The organism is Algibacter luteus (assembly GCF_030344935.1).
Classification (GTDB): domain Bacteria; phylum Bacteroidota; class Bacteroidia; order Flavobacteriales; family Flavobacteriaceae; genus Arenitalea; species Arenitalea lutea.
The window spans coordinates 2,666,917-2,682,002 of sequence record NZ_CP128313.1 but is presented as its reverse complement, the minus strand read 5'-3'; the positions used below and the strand labels follow the sequence as shown (position 1 = coordinate 2,682,002).

Sequence of the window (15,086 nt, the reverse complement as noted above, 5' to 3'; positions counted from 1 at the left end):
AAATGACTCCGTTTGTAGCAGAAATTATTGGAACAGCTTTACTCATTTTATTAGGTGGTGGGGTTGTTGCCAATGTGGTATTGAATAAAACAATAGGTAATAATAGTGGCTGGATTGTCATCACTACGGGTTGGGCATTGGCAGTTTATGTAGCAGTTGTAGTTGCTGGTCCTTATAGTGGAGCGCACATTAATCCGGCTGTAAGTATAAGTTTAGCAATCGCAGGTAAATTTCCTTGGGAATCGGTACCGTTATATGTTGTTGCTCAAATGATTGGTGCCATGTTGGGGGCTTTTATGGTATGGCTTATGTATAAAAACCATTTTGATGCGACAGAAGATGGTGATTCTAAAAAAGCCGTTTTTTGTACTGCGCCAGCAATTAGAAATACCTTTTCAAATTTTATAAGTGAAGCAGTTGGTACTTTCGTTTTGATTTTTACCATTCTCTATTTCACAAATGCAACAATTAGTGATTCTCAAACTATTATTGGTTTAGGTTCATTGGGAGCATTGCCAGTTGCTTTATTAGTTTGGTCTATTGGTTTGTCTCTAGGCGGAACTACAGGTTATGCTATTAATCCTGCACGAGATTTAGGACCAAGAATTATGCATGCCATTCTTCCTATAAAAAATAAAGTGTCTAATGACTGGGGTTATGCGTGGATTCCTGTTATTGCACCCATTGTAGGTGCTTCTTTAGCTGCTTTATTGATGTTGGCATTATCTTAACTGGTTAACCAATTTGGTTTACCAAAAATTATGTATATTTGGGTAATCAGCTAACATTAAACCCAAAATCTTAACATAAATTCAGGTTTCTGAGTTTTTATGTCATAATTTATTTAGAAGTTTAAGTGTCTAATATGTTAGTTTGATCATGATTACGATCGGTAGGATATTCAATATAATCATATATTTTCCGTTCAAAATTTCAAAATAGTAAATCCAATCGAGCTAAAATGAAATACTACATTCTGGTTACAGCTGCATTTCTTTTTTTAATTTCTTGTGGAAACAATTCAATTTCAAAAGACATTTTTGTAAATAATGCGGAAGAATTAAATGATGCAATTAGTCAATCCAATCCTGGAGATGTCATAATTCTGGCCAATGGTATTTGGAAGGATGTTCCAATTAATTTCTTTGGAAATGGCACCGAAGAACAACCTATAACACTTCGCGCCGAAAATCCCGGAGAAGTATTTTTAGAAGGGCAATCTTATCTTCATTTAGGCGGACAGTATTTAATAGTTGATGGTTTATACTTCAGAAATGGGCATTCTCCTGAAAGTGCGGTTATTAGATATATGATTGGTAAAGATAGTGTTGCCAATAATTGCAGAGTAACTAGTACAGTTATTGAAAGTTTCAATAAACCAAACAGAGCTATAAACGATAAATGGATTGAGTTTTATGGTAGAAATAACCAACTAGATCATTGTTATATAGCTGGAAAATCAAATGATGGCGAAACATTGAGGGTGTTTTTTACAGGCAACAAACATATCAATACAAATCATCAAATAGTTAATAATTATTTTGGTCCACGTCCTAGAAAAGGTGGCCCCAGAGCAGAAACATTACGAATAGGTGATAGTAAAACTAGGTTTACTTCGGGTTATGTTAATGTTTCGAATAATTTCTTTGAAGCTTGTAATGGCGAAGTAGAAATTATTTCAGATAAAACCAATTACAACACCTTTAGCCATAATATTTTTTATAAAAGTGAAGGCTCTTTGGTACTTAGGCATAGTAATTACGCAAACGTTGATGGAAATCTATTTATAGGAGGTGATGATTCAGAATTTTATGGTGGTATTAGGGTTGTTAATACTGGTCATTGGATTACTAATAATTATTTCTACAAAATTAAAGGAGAGCAATTTAGAAGTCCGTTGGCCATAATGAACGGCATTCCAATGACACCTCTAAACCGATATTTACAAGTTGCAGATATAGTTGTAGCTTACAATACTTGGGTTGATTGTAAATCGCCTTGGCAAATAGGCGTAGGACAAAACTTAGCTAGCGCAGATGTACTTCCTATAAGTGAAATTCGGTCTGCACCACCTATTCGCTCAACCATTGCCAATAATCTCATTTATAATACCTCTAAAGATGCAAAACCATTAATAAACCATGATAATATGGATGGTATTCTTTTTAAGAATAATATTATTAATAATGGTGAAAATGAATATGCTGAATATGATGTGTTAAAAAACGAGCAGGTAAAAATGAAGCCGATTAATGACTGGTTATATGCTCCAGAAGATGCACAAAATGAAAGTATGAGTGATGTATTTATAGGGTATGATTTTGAAAAAATACAACAAGATATTTTTGGTAGTTCAAGATCGAAATCTAATAATAGGGTTGGGGCTATATCAAAATTATCCGGTGCCGAAGCATTTAAAATCGACAAGAAAAAGTATGGTCCAAAATGGTTTTCAGTTGAAAAAATTAAAGTTAAACCGAATATCTATAGTGTTTCTTCTGTTGAAGGTGAACTTGCTAAAATGATTAATGAAGCTAAAAGTGGCGATATTATTGAACTCACAGACGATATTTACACTATTGATTCTTCACTTAAAATTGATAAAGACATAATCATTCGATCTCAGGACGAGAACAAAGTTCAAATTTTATTTGAAGGCGATTCAGATACACCAGTTTTTGAAATGAATCCAAATGGTAATATCAGGCTTGAACATGTTTCAATCAAAGGTCAATCTAATCAATTGGCATTTGCTTCATTGCAAGAAAATATGTCATCTGCATATAAATTGTCCATTAATAATTGTGAAATTGAAGGTTTCGAGTATGTTCTAAAAGCTTCAAAAGGTTCATTCGCCGATTCAATTAATTTCAATAAAACAATACTTAAAAACTGTAAAAATGGTTTTGTATTAGCAGCAGATGAAAAAGGCGATTATAATGCAGAAATGGTAACGTTCAATCAATGTGAATTCAACAACATCAAACAGAATGTGATGCATTTTTATAGAGGCGGATATGATGAATCTACTATTGGTGGGTATTTAACGCTTACCAATAATACGTTTACCAATTGCGGAAGTCAAGAGAAAAGCGGTTTGTTAATTAAAACTCCCGGGATTATTAACGTTCAAATTTCCAACAATACGTTTAAAAATAATAATGTAAAATTTGTAGCTTTATTGTGGGGCGAAAAAAATAATCATCACAATAATAACACCCTCATTCAATCTGGTAAAATAAAGGTTGAAGACCAACAAAAACTAGAGATATTGTATTAAACTAACGCAAAATTACACCAACAAACTAACTAACCAACGTCATGAATAAAACTAAAACACTACTTAAAAACTTAGGTCCGGGGCTTTTGTTTGCAAGTATGGCCATAGGTACGTCACATTTAGTATTATCAACAAAAGCGGGAGCACAATATGGCTGGCTCATGGTTATTCCAATTATTTTAGCCAATGTGTTAAAGTATCCCTTTTTCGAATTTGGCATTCGCTATACCAACGTTACAGGAAAAAGCATTATTGAGGGATATCGCAATAGAGGTAGAGGCTATTTATGGCTTTATGCGCTTATAACTTTAGCAACATCTATTGCAAGTCCTGCGGCGTTAGTTTCTATTACGGCTGGTTTGGTAATTAATCTTTTCGGAATTCAAGGGGTTTCTATTGGTACCGTTGCGGTGTGTCTGTTTGTTTTCAACAGTGCTATCCTCATTATAGGTAAATATAAATTTTTAGAAAACACTTTAAAATTTTTAATTCCAATCTTGTTTATTGCGTTATTAGCGACTACAGTTTTGGTTATTAATAAAGGACCAATAACACCAATAACCAATTTTCAACCGCCTCAGTTTTTTGATGAATTGGGCGTGTTGTTTCTTATCACATTAATAGGTTGGATGCCTACTGCCGTTGAAGCAAGTAGTTGGTTAAGCCTTTGGAGCGCCGAGAAGTATAGAATTAATAAGAATAAACCGCCATTAAAGGAAGCACTTCAAGAGTTTAATTTCGGTTATTTAATGACCACAATTTTGGCAATTTTCTTTCTGGTTATTGGTGCCATGACGCTTTTTGGTTCTGGTACAGAATTAAGTGGTAGTGCAGTAATGTTTGCAGATCAGGTTATTCAACTTTTTACAACACACATAGGGAGTTGGGCGTATATTTTTATTGCGGTATCAGCATTTGCAACTATGTACAGTACTTGTTTGACCTGTCATGACGCTATTTCTAGAGTAAGTATTGATATCATCGATAAGTTGGCGAGTGAAAACAACAAATACACCGATAAAAAATATTATGCAATGGCAGTTATAATTCTTGCAATTATAAGCATTGTGGTTCTTTTTGCCTTAAGCGCAAATATGGGATTAATCATTTCTGTGGCAACCGCAGTTTCGTTTGTGTTGGCACCAATTGTTGGCTATATGAATTTAAAAAATGTTATGAGCAGTGATCTTCCTGAGGTCCTTCAACCGCATAAAAGGTTGCAACTACTAACCTATGCAGGTATCTTATTTTTGTCCTTACTTGCTATTTATTATGGATGGATTGTGCTTTTTTAATCAAAAAAATAAAGCTAATAGTCCTGAAGGGATTATAGGAATGCAAGCCACGGGTACTGGCAAAATAAGTTTTTTAAATTTGATGGTCGAAAATTGAGGTAAAACATATATCTTAAACATGTAACTTATATAAATCTAACAAAAAACAGAATAATAAGTATGGCAAAAAAATTAATAACATTCGGGGAAGTTATGATGCGTTTATCGCCACCAGGATATTCAAAGTTTTCTCAAGCAAGTTCTTTCGAGCTAGTTTACGGTGGAGGAGAAGCTAATGTTGCCATTTCGTGTGCATATCTTGGTATGAAAGCGGCTCATGTAACCCGTTTTCCAGATAATGCATTAGGAAAAGCAGCTACGCAATTTTTACGTAAACATTGGTTAAGCTCAGAACATGTTATTTATGGTGATAAAATGATGGGAAAATACTTTCTTGAAAAAGGTGCTGTGCACAGACCAAGTGAAGTGATTTACGAAAGAGAAGGGTCGGCATTCTCATTAATAGAACCTTCTATGATAGATTGGGAAGATGTTTTAAAAGATGCCGACTGGTTTCATTGGACAGGAATTACACCAGCCATTTCTGAAGGTGCTGCGATGTGCTGTTTAGATGCTATAAAAACTGCTAACAAGATGGGAATAACTGTTTCCGGTGATATTAATTCTCGAAGCAATATGTGGAAGTATGGAAAAACTATGCAAGAAATAATTCCCGAATTAGCTAAAAATTGTGATATCGTTATTACAAGCAGTAGAGGGATACAGGAGATGTTTGGTTTTGGAGAATCTGGGAGTAAATTTCAAGAATCTGCAAGAGAACTCATGAAAAGACACCCTAGAATTAAAAAAGTGGTTAGAAAAACAAGAAGAACCATAAGTGCTTCCCATCACCAAATACAAGGTAAAATATGGAATGGAAAGGATTATATTAAATCTGAAATGCTTAATATAACGCACATTATTGATCGCGTTGGAACTGGAGATGCTTTTGCTTCTGGTTTAATTTATGGTTTATTGCATTATGATAACGACCAACAAGCTATAAGTTTTGCTACGGCAGCCTGTGCTTTAAAACACACCGTTCCTGGCGATGTTAATTTGGTATCTGTAGATAATGTTACAAGCTTAATGGAAGGGGATACTTCAGGAGCTATAAAAAGATAGTTTTTATTGATATAATTTTATGTAAAAGCAAGTACAGGAATGGAAACTGATTCTTCCATTTCTTGAACTAAATCTTTGTCTAAAAACAAACTAAATTTTTTCGGCTGACTCCGTTCTAACATCGCGATTAAATCTGCATTTTCATTTTTAACAGTATTTAAAAGTCCAGATTTTACCTTACCAGATGCTATGGTGTTGAAGATGATCTCAGGATATGCCGATAATTTTGTAATTCTATTTTTGAATTTTTCCATGTTTTCCTTAGCTTCATTTTTATTGAGTTCATAAACATGAACCACCTCAATAAGTGCGGAAAAAGGTTTAGCAATTTCAATAAGTTTTATAATAGAATCAATATCTTTTTCTTCAAAATCGGTTGCGTAAATGATGGTGGAAAGACTATTGTAACTCACATTATTAGGTACAATAAGTAATGGCACATCAATTTTATGCAAAAGTGCATCAGCTATATTGCCTGAGAAGAATCCTCTTGTACTTTTATTATCTTTCATACCTAAAATAACCAAATCTGGATGAATTTTTTTTGAAAGCGAAAGTATACTTTCAGTAATTGAAGTTCCTTGAATGGCATGTATTATTATGGGCTTTTGGCGGAATTCATTTTTAAGATGTTTGGTACAATATTTTTTAACTAAATCCTTTTGTTCTTCTTGCATATGTTTTTTCAATATGGTTTTTGAATTAATAACTGCAAGATTCACCGGAGGTAAATCATAAACATGTAAAACATGAAGATCGGCTTTCATAATTAAACTGAAACGATAGACATAACGCAATGCTTGTGCACTGTTTTGACTGCAATCGGTTGCGTAAATTAATGATTTCATAACATCCTGTTTTAATCCTATAAAATTACTGTTCAAAATTGTTTTCTGAAATGATTTTTGTCATGTAAAATGCCGGTTTAAAAGTCTGATTTATGGCATTCATTTTAAATACATGACTCATAAAAAAAAGGTGCTAAATAAGCACCTCTCTATTCATTACGTAATTTAATTAAAAAGGAAATAATTAATTTTTCACTTTGAAAACTTTAGTTAAAATAGTTTCTAATAAACACCATTTTGTGAACGCCGATTGCATCATATTTACACCAATAAATACTGTAAACCAAATCCAATTTGGATGCACAAAAACGGTCAGTACCACGCTTAATAGCACCATAAAACCAACAATAACTCTAAAATATGTATTTAACATTTTACTTCGTTTTTTAAGATTATATAAATTTTTCAATAGGAACTACAATCGCTTTTAAGGGATTATTAGTTTCTAAGTTTGTATTAAATTCTTTAATTAAATGGAATAAGGCGTCAATGTTTTCGTCTTCTGTAAAAGAAAAAAACAAGCTCGATTCATTACTTCCTTTTTCACCTGAAAACCAATTAGAGGCCATTAATAATGAGGTTCCATTTTTGTATCCATCAATTTCTGAACTACTAAAGTTTTCAATATTTGCTTTTTTAAACAATTTCAAGACATCTTTCTGAAATTGTTCTACTGCTGTTACGATGACTAATTTCATTGTGTTAAATTTTTGTCATTCTGAAATATTTTCAGAAACTAATTATTTATAATTTTTCTTTTCTATCATATAATAAACAAGTGGCACAACCAACAAGGTTAAAACTGTTGATACGATAGTTCCTCCCATTAAGGAAATAGCTAATCCTTGGAATATTGGGTCAAATAAGATTACAAAGGCGCCAATTACAACGGTTCCTGCTGTTAATAGAATGGGTGTTGTACGCACTGCTCCAGCTTCAATTGCTGCTTGTTTTAATGGAACACCTTCAGCAGTTCTTAAGTTGATAAAGTCAATGAGTAATACCGAATTACGCACCATAATACCTGCTAAAGCAATCATTCCAATAAATGAGGTAGCCGTAAAAAATGCGCCCATAAGCCAATGGCCTAGAATAATTCCGATTAAGGATAACGGTATGGCAACCATCATAACTATTGGTGCTTTAAAATTTTGAAACCATCCTACAATTAAAATATAAATGAGAATAATAGCGCCTAAAAAGGCAATGCCTAAATCTCGAAAAACCTCCAAAGTTATTTGCCATTCACCATCCCATTTTACAGAGTAATCATCTTCAAAATCTGGCTGGCCTAAATACATTTCGTTAATCTCGTAGCCTTTTGGTAATGGAATTTTTTTTAGTTTTTCTTCCATCCCCAAAATTGCATAAGCGGGACTCTCTAATTCACCTGCCATATCGGCCATAACATAGACTACTCGTTTTTGGTTTTTGCGGTAAATGCTTTTTGCAGTGTTTGTTTCTGAAATCGCTACCAAGTCTGCAATAGGCACCATATTACCTTGTTTAGATTTCACCTGTAATTGGGAAATATCAGAAATTGTAGATTTTTCTTTTTCATCTAAAGCCAACAATAATCCAACTTGATTAACGGCATCTTCGTCATATAAGTTGGTTAGAATTCTGTTAGACAAAGCCATATTCATCGTATAAACTATCTGCTGCGGCGCAACTCCGTATAACATCGCTTTTTCTTTATTAATTTCGAATTGATATTCGGTTTGATCTGCTTCTACCATCCAATCGATATCCACAACATCTTCTGTGTTTTTCAAGATATCTTGTATACTATTGGCTATTTCAATTTGCTTGTTATACTCAGGTCCATAAACTTCAGCTACTATCGTTGATAAAACTGGAGGTCCTGGTGGTACTTCAACTAACTTCACGTTCGCATTATATTTTGAAGCTATGTTTTGAATATCTGGTCGCAGTAACTTCGCAATATCATGACTTTGTACTGAGCGTTCTTTTTTGTCCAATAAATTTACTTGAATATCGGCCATATTACTACCGCCACGTAAATCATAATGACGCACCAGTCCGTTAAAAGTAATTGGCGCCGAGGTTCCAATGTAGTTCTGGTAATTTACCACTTCTGGTCGGGTAGATAAATATTGTGCAATTTCTTGAGCTACAACGCCAGTTCTTTCTAGCGTTGTGCCTTCAGGCATATCTATGACTACTTGGAATTCATTTTTGTTATCAAAAGGCAGCATTTTTACCGCAACCGATTTTGTAAAAAACAAAACCATGGTGCCCATAAGTAACAGGAATGTTCCACCTAAAAACATCCAACGCTTTGTTTTGCTTTCTAATAGGGGTCTTTCAAACTTATTATAAATCCTATAAATAGCCGTGTTCTCAATTGCTTTTTCAGGCTTCTCTGCAACGCCTTTTTTGTCCTTTTCTCTCAAGAAAATATAACCCAAATATGGGGTTATTGTTAAAGCCACGAATAAGGATAATATCATGGCAATAGACGCTCCAATGGGCATTGGTGCCATATAAGGACCCATTAATCCAGATACAAACGCCATAGGTAGAACAGACGCTATTACTGTAAAGGTTGCCAATATAGTAGGGTTACCAACTTCATTTATAGCATATAAAGCAGCTTGTTTAAAAGGCAAACGTTTCATTTTAAAATGTCTATGCATGTTTTCGGCAATAATAATGGAGTCATCCACTACAATTCCGGTTACGAATACTAAAGCGAATAATGTGATTCGGTTTAGCGTGTAATCCAACATATAGTAACTCAACAAGGTTAAAGCAAACGTGATTGGAACGGATAAAAATACCACCAAACCACCGCGCCAACCCATCGCTAGCATAACCACAATAGTAACGGCAATAATAGAACCTATAAGGTGTAAGAGCAATTCTGATACTTTATGAGATGCTGTTTCACCGTAGTTTCTAGTAATTTCTACATGAACATCGTCAGGAATTAAGTTACTGCGTAAATGTTCTATCTTCTCAATAATAACTTCCGCAATTTTCATAGCATCGGCACCTTTTCTTTTAGCTACCGAAATGGTTACGGCAGGATATTCAGATTGATATTCCGAAGCTTTCTCACTGCCTTTACCAAAGCCTAAACTTACATAGTTTTGCGGTACTTCTGGTCCATCAATTATTGTAGCAATTTGCTTTAAGTAAATGGGCTGATTTTGTTGCACTCCCACTACCAAATTCTCTACATCGGTAACCGTTTCTAAAAACTTACCAGTATTTACTAAAAATTCGGTGTCATTCTTATCAAAACTCCCTGAGTTTAATTGACTGTTATTCGCGTTAATCATTTCAGAAACCATCAAGAAATCCAGTCCACTTGCTGCCAGTTTATCTTTATCTAAAACCACACGTAACTGGCGATTTCTCCCGCCAATTTTATGCGTCATGGCCACATCGTTTACCTTTTTAATTTCACTCTCTAACTCTTGTGCCATTTGGCCTAATTGGTAGTCGTCGTAGTTTTCGCTCCACAAGGTTAAACCCAACATAGGCACGTCGTCAATGGCACGAGTTTTTACCAACGGAAACGTTACACCTGCAGGCATTTCATCCATGTGCTTGTTAATTTCGTTATATAATTTCACGAAACTGCGTTCAATATCTTCGCCTACATAAAACTGAACAATCACCATGCCTTGCTCTTTCATCGACGTAGAATACACATATTCCACACCTTTTATGTTCGAAATGAGTTGTTCTAAAGGCTTAATAACTCGCGATTCTACCTCAGTCGGACTTGCACCAGGATAACCTACAAAAATGTCTGCCATAGGTACATCAATTTGTGGCTCTTCTTCACGCGGAATTAAAAACGAACTATACACACCAACTACCATAAACACAATCATTAACAAAACTGTTAACTTCGATTGTATAAAGATTTTGGCAATTTTACCTGCGATTCCTTCTTTCATTATTTTATTTTTTTTGGCGTTTAAACAGGCTATCCATTACAATCTTTTTTTGCCATTTATGGAAGCAAAAAAAGGATTTTCATTACTATCCTTAACGCAACCTTTTAGTTATTGAATTGAAATTTTAGCACCATTAAACAATTTTCCTTCGGCAGAAACAATGTAAGCTTCATCTGCATTTAATCCAGATAAGACTTCTACTTGGTTCTCAAACGTTCTGCCTAAACGCAACCAACGTAACAAGGCCGTATTGCTTTGGCTTACCGTATAGATTCCAGATAACTGTCCGTTTTTAACAATAGCTTCTGTCGGAACTAAAACCATTGCAGTTGCTGCTTTTCTCGCTACAGGAAATTGTACGGTAGCAAACATGCCCGATAAGATATTGGCTTCAGTTTCGTCTAAATCTATTTTTACTAAATATTGTCCTCCTGTGTTTTTTGCAGAAGTACTTACTTCTGTTACTTTTCCTTTAAGAGATTTGTTGATGGATTTCACCAAAACATCCACGGTTATTCCCGTTTTAATGCTTGAAATTTCTGTTTCTGGTACCATAGCTATCACTTCAAAAACCCCCGGTGTTTCTATGCTTATTAATGGCATTCCAGGATTTGCCATATCACCAACTTTTATAATTTTACTAGTAATAATTCCATTAAATGGAGCAGAAATATTGCTGTATGTAAATTGTGCATTAATTTCATTTTTCATTTGGTTTGCAGCTTCTAAACGCGCTTTAGCCATTTCAAAATTGGCGGTGATATCGTCCATTTCTTTTTGTGATGCACTATTGCTTGCAAATAAGTTTTTAAAACGGTTATAATCTTTTTGTGCATTATTAAAAGCAGCTGTAGCCTCGGTAATTCCGGCATTGACTTGTGCTTTTTTAGCTTGTAAATCGGCATTGTTAATGGAAACTAATAATTGTCCTTTGCGCACTTGGTCTCCAACATTTACATGTACTTTATTAACGTATCCCATCATTCTAGTGCTTAAATCGGCACTATTTTTAGCTTGTATTTTTCCACTAGTAGATAAAAACGGACTATTTCCATTTGCTTCCACTTGGTTTACTTTAACAGTAATTGCTGGTGAATTATCAGCAACGTTATTTTTGCCTTCGCTTCCACAACTTGCTAATATTAGTGTTACCAAAAGTGTTATGGCTGTATATGTTTTTTTCATCTTAAAAATTATTCTTTAGTTAAAAATTGTAAATACGCTTGTGTATAATTGTATTCAAAAATGGTTTGATAATATTCTAATTGTTTTTGAGCATATTGTGTTTCTGCCATTAACAAATCGGATGTTTTTTCTAAACCTTCTTTAAATCTGTTTGTTCGTATTCGTAACGATTCATCTGATTGTTCTAAAGCTAATTCAGTAAGTCTTAATTTGTTCTCAGCATCTAAAAATGCACGTTTTGCTTTATTTAATTCTAATTGACTTTGCGACACATACTGCTCATATTCTAACTTAGATTTTTCGTATTCTGCTTTGCTCTTTTGCGCTTTTCCGAAACGTTTCGAACCTTGAAAAAGATCCCAACTTAATTGTGCTCCAAACAAATAGCCATTGGCATCGGCTTGAAAGATTTGATCGTCATACATCTCATAACTACCGAAGGCATTTAATCTTGGTAAAAAAGCCATTTTATCGGCTTTATTCATGGCATCATAAGCTTGTGATGCTAATTCCATAGCTTTAATATCTGAACGATTTTCTGAAACTTTTTTATCTTCCAAAGTATAAGCAGATACGGTTAATTCATCTGTTGGTGCGTAAACAACGAAACTTTCATCATTCATTAAAAACGATAAGTAGTTGGATGCATTTTGCACGTTGCTTTTTGCCATTTGCAACTGGTTTTTTACCTCATTAACACGTACTTCAACATTCAGCACATCGGCACGTTGCAGATAGCCTTGTTTAAAACTATCATCAGCTAATTTTTTATTGGCATTGGCAGCTTCTAAGGCTTTTTCTAAAACATCAACCGCTTTGTATGCTAATTGCAACTGCATGTAGGCTTTATCTACTTCAAACGCTAAGTACTCTTGTGTGCGCTCTGTTTTTAAAGACATGGCTTCCATTTTAGATTTAGCGGCTTTTCGTTGAAACATGCCGTCTAGATTAATTAAAGGTTGCTGTATTTCTAGCTTAGTTGCGAAATTTTCAATTTGAGAAGGATCATTTAACAAAGCAGGATTGAAATCGTTTTGTGTTAAAATTTCCTGATTTAATTTAGAACCAAATGCCATTAAAGGATTTGTTGTTGCTATAGCTGTATGACTCGCTGTAATATTTGGTAAAAAAACCGCGTTAGTTTGTCTGTAATCTGCACGCGCTTGTTTAAATTCTTCATTGGAAATCTTAATACTTGTATTGTTTTCTAAAACTTTGGTTCTGACTTCAGTTTTAGATATAGGAATTAATTCTTGAGCTCTTACAGAAGAATGCAATCCTAAAATCAAAAGTGGTATATAAAAGAGTTTTTTCATTAATTGTTAATTTATAGTGCAAAAGTAAACCAGGAGATTAACGCAGTTAGTAACAAAGGTTACTTAGTAAAAAGGCACTTATAATTTCTTATAAATGCCTTTTATCAACCAACCAAAAAACTGACCATCACATCAGTTTACTTTTCTCATGTTTCCATGTATTCTATATACGTTAAGTAGTAGTATAAACACGCCATTATATATTTACAATTTACATTGTTCACGACTACTATTAATTATAAGGTTATATTCGTTTTCTGTTAAAAATTGAGGCGTATAAGTCCCTCCAGACTTTTCAATAGAAGTAATAAAGCTTCTTAAATGATTTCTAGATCCGCATTGCAGATTTTCAAAAACGTCTATAATTGCTGTGTTTGTTGTTACATTAATGAAGTTTTCTAAATCTACGATATCTAAATCTTCAATGGTAGCTCCAATTTGTAAGGCATTTGCTAAATCTATTTTGCCCTGTATTGCAAATTGATTATATAATTCTTGAAGATTTTGATTTTGAAATTCACCAGCGGGTAATAAGTTGTAATCAATTTTGTATACCTCTAATAAATTGGCGACAATATTAATATGCGTTTCTTCGCTTAATTTTATATTAGAAAATTGATTTAAAGCCCAAATATTACCTAGATATTCATAGGTGTCTCTTGCCAACTTTTCTTCTTCTAGCATAAAAACTAATGCTTCATAATCTGCTTGATTTAAATCTGTTCCAGTATTTGTTTCTTCATCAACTGTTTCTTCTGAAATGGGAATAGAATCTTCTTCATTATTATGGTCTTCACTACATGATATGAATAACATGACCGATGCAAAGACAGTAAAAATTATAAATAATTTAAAGTGGTTTATATTTTTCATGATTATTAGTAATGAGATAATAACTCAAATTTCAACAATAAAAATGAAATGCTCCGTTACATTTGTTACATAAAAAGCATCGATATGAGACTTTTTTTTTAACTATAAATGAAGTTGATTTATTTTAGTATCATGCTTTCCAAATTGAATTTGAGAGTCGTTTTATTTATCAAAACTTATACTCCAAATACCTCTTACCTGATTAACATCATATCCAATCGCTTTATCTTTTGGGTATAAAAGAGAAAGCTTTTTCAAAGTTGTATTTTGAATATCCTTATTAGGGCTACCATGACATTGCAAGCACATGGCATTAGTTGTAATTGGGTAATATACATGAACCTTAGTATTAATCTCTTCCACAATGGGTTTAGGTTCTTCGCTATTTTTTATATTGTTTTTGAAAGTGTTGATATAAGCTATTTCCTTTGTATTTGCTTGATTGTTACTATTTCTGGGTTTATCTGAAACACGCTTAATGTTGGCATTGTGTACAAGGGCCATACTGTCGGTTAGGGGGTAAGCCCTTTCGTTACAAAAGGATAAAGCCTCTAATGTTCCTTTTTTTTGAATAGTGCCCATTAAGTTTTTACCTAATACGGTTTTCGTTGCCAATGCATATTTTAAACCTCGTTCGCCGTATGGTAAATCTTGATAATTCAATTCATTTTGTGGATTATTTATACCGTAGTTTTTTCCCATGCCGTTTCTCATACCATTTCCCATGCCTTGACCTCGATTTTTACCGCGTTGTTTATTAAAATGGTCATCAAACCAATCGGGTTGATCAATTTCATAGTCATACATATATTCAGAAATTAGTTTGATTGTTTCTTCAGGATATACTTGTTTTGGCATCACACCAAAGCGTTTTACAGCACCAAACATTTTAGCATCATCCGCGTTTGGATTTTTTATCCAAGCTTGCATATCGGCAATAAATTCTTCTTTATTAGTTCCGTCGTTTATGTAATGCCTTTTAATTGCAATCATTGGCGGCCCAATTCTATCGTCATGACTTCCAGTTGGGCTATGGCAGATATAACAATTCGTTTCCATTAGCTTTTTACCTGGATGCTGATTGGCTTCAACTTGATTTTCAACAGCAGTGTAACTTTTGTTCTTTGAATTATTACAACCAAATACTAGTAATAATATGGCTAATACTGATAATGTATTTTTCATATTTT

Annotated in this window: 12 protein-coding genes; 4 read left to right on the top strand and 8 right to left on the bottom strand. The window is 33.7% G+C overall.

Translation table 11 applies throughout. The features are described 5' to 3' along the window. Positions 1-2: 2 nt before the first annotated feature. The 4 genes from O5O44_RS11195 (at position 3) to O5O44_RS11180 (ending at position 5,739) form a co-directional block, all read left to right on the top strand. Positions 3-731, top strand: coding sequence for an MIP/aquaporin family protein (locus O5O44_RS11195; protein WP_289194434.1), 729 nt, complete (start codon positions 3-5; stop codon positions 729-731). 230 nt (positions 732-961) lie between these two features. Then, on the top strand, positions 962-3,280 hold the full coding sequence (locus O5O44_RS11190) for a chondroitinase-B domain-containing protein (RefSeq protein WP_289194433.1): 2,319 nt from the start codon (positions 962-964) through the stop codon (positions 3,278-3,280). A gap of 41 nt (positions 3,281-3,321) precedes the next feature. Continuing rightward, the gene (locus O5O44_RS11185) at positions 3,322-4,575 is read left to right on the top strand and encodes an NRAMP family divalent metal transporter (protein WP_289194432.1); all 1,254 of its coding nucleotides are present in this window, start codon (positions 3,322-3,324) and stop codon (positions 4,573-4,575) included. A 159-nt stretch (positions 4,576-4,734) separates the two neighbouring features. Beyond that, positions 4,735-5,739, top strand: coding sequence for a sugar kinase (locus O5O44_RS11180; protein ID WP_019387619.1), 1,005 nt, complete (start codon positions 4,735-4,737; stop codon positions 5,737-5,739). 17 nt (positions 5,740-5,756) lie between these two features. Here the strand turns inward: O5O44_RS11180 and O5O44_RS11175 are convergent, their stop codons facing one another. From O5O44_RS11175 to O5O44_RS11140, 8 genes are all read right to left on the bottom strand, one after another. After that, a complete protein-coding gene (locus O5O44_RS11175) occupies positions 5,757-6,587 on the bottom strand; it encodes a universal stress protein (protein ID WP_289194431.1) in 831 nt (276 codons plus the stop codon). A 184-nt stretch (positions 6,588-6,771) separates the two neighbouring features. Next, a complete protein-coding gene (locus O5O44_RS11170) occupies positions 6,772-6,960 on the bottom strand; it encodes a YgaP family membrane protein (protein WP_026010044.1) in 189 nt (62 codons plus the stop codon). A gap of 19 nt (positions 6,961-6,979) precedes the next feature. Continuing rightward, the gene (locus tag O5O44_RS11165) at positions 6,980-7,285 is read right to left on the bottom strand and encodes a hypothetical protein (protein ID WP_019387616.1); all 306 of its coding nucleotides are present in this window, start codon (positions 7,283-7,285) and stop codon (positions 6,980-6,982) included. 42 nt (positions 7,286-7,327) lie between these two features. Beyond that, the gene (locus tag O5O44_RS11160; protein ID WP_289194430.1) at positions 7,328-10,522 is read right to left on the bottom strand and encodes an efflux RND transporter permease subunit; all 3,195 of its coding nucleotides are present in this window, start codon (positions 10,520-10,522) and stop codon (positions 7,328-7,330) included. A gap of 108 nt (positions 10,523-10,630) precedes the next feature. Next, positions 10,631-11,707, bottom strand: a complete 1,077-nt coding sequence (locus tag O5O44_RS11155) for an efflux RND transporter periplasmic adaptor subunit (protein WP_289194429.1) — start codon at positions 11,705-11,707, stop codon at positions 10,631-10,633. Positions 11,708-11,715: 8 nt separating this feature from the next. Further along, positions 11,716-13,023, bottom strand: a complete 1,308-nt coding sequence (locus O5O44_RS11150; protein WP_289194428.1) for a TolC family protein — start codon at positions 13,021-13,023, stop codon at positions 11,716-11,718. A 204-nt stretch (positions 13,024-13,227) separates the two neighbouring features. After that, entirely contained in the window at positions 13,228-13,896 is a 669-nt protein-coding gene (locus tag O5O44_RS11145) for a DUF2202 domain-containing protein (protein ID WP_289194427.1), read from the bottom strand. A gap of 162 nt (positions 13,897-14,058) precedes the next feature. Next, positions 14,059-15,081 carry a Tll0287-like domain-containing protein gene (locus O5O44_RS11140; protein WP_289194426.1) on the bottom strand — a complete coding sequence of 341 codons (1,023 nt, stop codon included), beginning with the start codon at positions 15,079-15,081 and terminating at the stop codon, positions 14,059-14,061. Positions 15,082-15,086 lie beyond the last annotated feature (5 nt).

What these genes read in the sequence shown, in the direction of transcription:
- O5O44_RS11195 (WP_289194434.1), top strand. Translation starts at nt 3, where the DNA reads ATGACTCCGTTTGTAGCAGAAATTATTGGAACAGCTTTACTCATTTTA.
- O5O44_RS11145 (WP_289194427.1), bottom strand. Translation starts at nt 13,896, where the DNA reads ATGAAAAATATAAACCACTTTAAATTATTTATAATTTTTACTGTCTTT.
- O5O44_RS11180 (WP_019387619.1), top strand. Translation starts at nt 4,735, where the DNA reads ATGGCAAAAAAATTAATAACATTCGGGGAAGTTATGATGCGTTTATCG.
- O5O44_RS11190 (WP_289194433.1), top strand. Translation starts at nt 962, where the DNA reads ATGAAATACTACATTCTGGTTACAGCTGCATTTCTTTTTTTAATTTCT.
- O5O44_RS11170 (WP_026010044.1), bottom strand. Translation starts at nt 6,960, where the DNA reads ATGTTAAATACATATTTTAGAGTTATTGTTGGTTTTATGGTGCTATTA.
- O5O44_RS11165 (WP_019387616.1), bottom strand. Translation starts at nt 7,285, where the DNA reads ATGAAATTAGTCATCGTAACAGCAGTAGAACAATTTCAGAAAGATGTC.
- O5O44_RS11150 (WP_289194428.1), bottom strand. Translation starts at nt 13,023, where the DNA reads ATGAAAAAACTCTTTTATATACCACTTTTGATTTTAGGATTGCATTCT.
- O5O44_RS11185 (WP_289194432.1), top strand. Translation starts at nt 3,322, where the DNA reads ATGAATAAAACTAAAACACTACTTAAAAACTTAGGTCCGGGGCTTTTG.
- O5O44_RS11160 (WP_289194430.1), bottom strand. Translation starts at nt 10,522, where the DNA reads ATGAAAGAAGGAATCGCAGGTAAAATTGCCAAAATCTTTATACAATCG.
- O5O44_RS11155 (WP_289194429.1), bottom strand. Translation starts at nt 11,707, where the DNA reads ATGAAAAAAACATATACAGCCATAACACTTTTGGTAACACTAATATTA.
- O5O44_RS11175 (WP_289194431.1), bottom strand. Translation starts at nt 6,587, where the DNA reads ATGAAATCATTAATTTACGCAACCGATTGCAGTCAAAACAGTGCACAA.
- O5O44_RS11140 (WP_289194426.1), bottom strand. Translation starts at nt 15,081, where the DNA reads ATGAAAAATACATTATCAGTATTAGCCATATTATTACTAGTATTTGGT.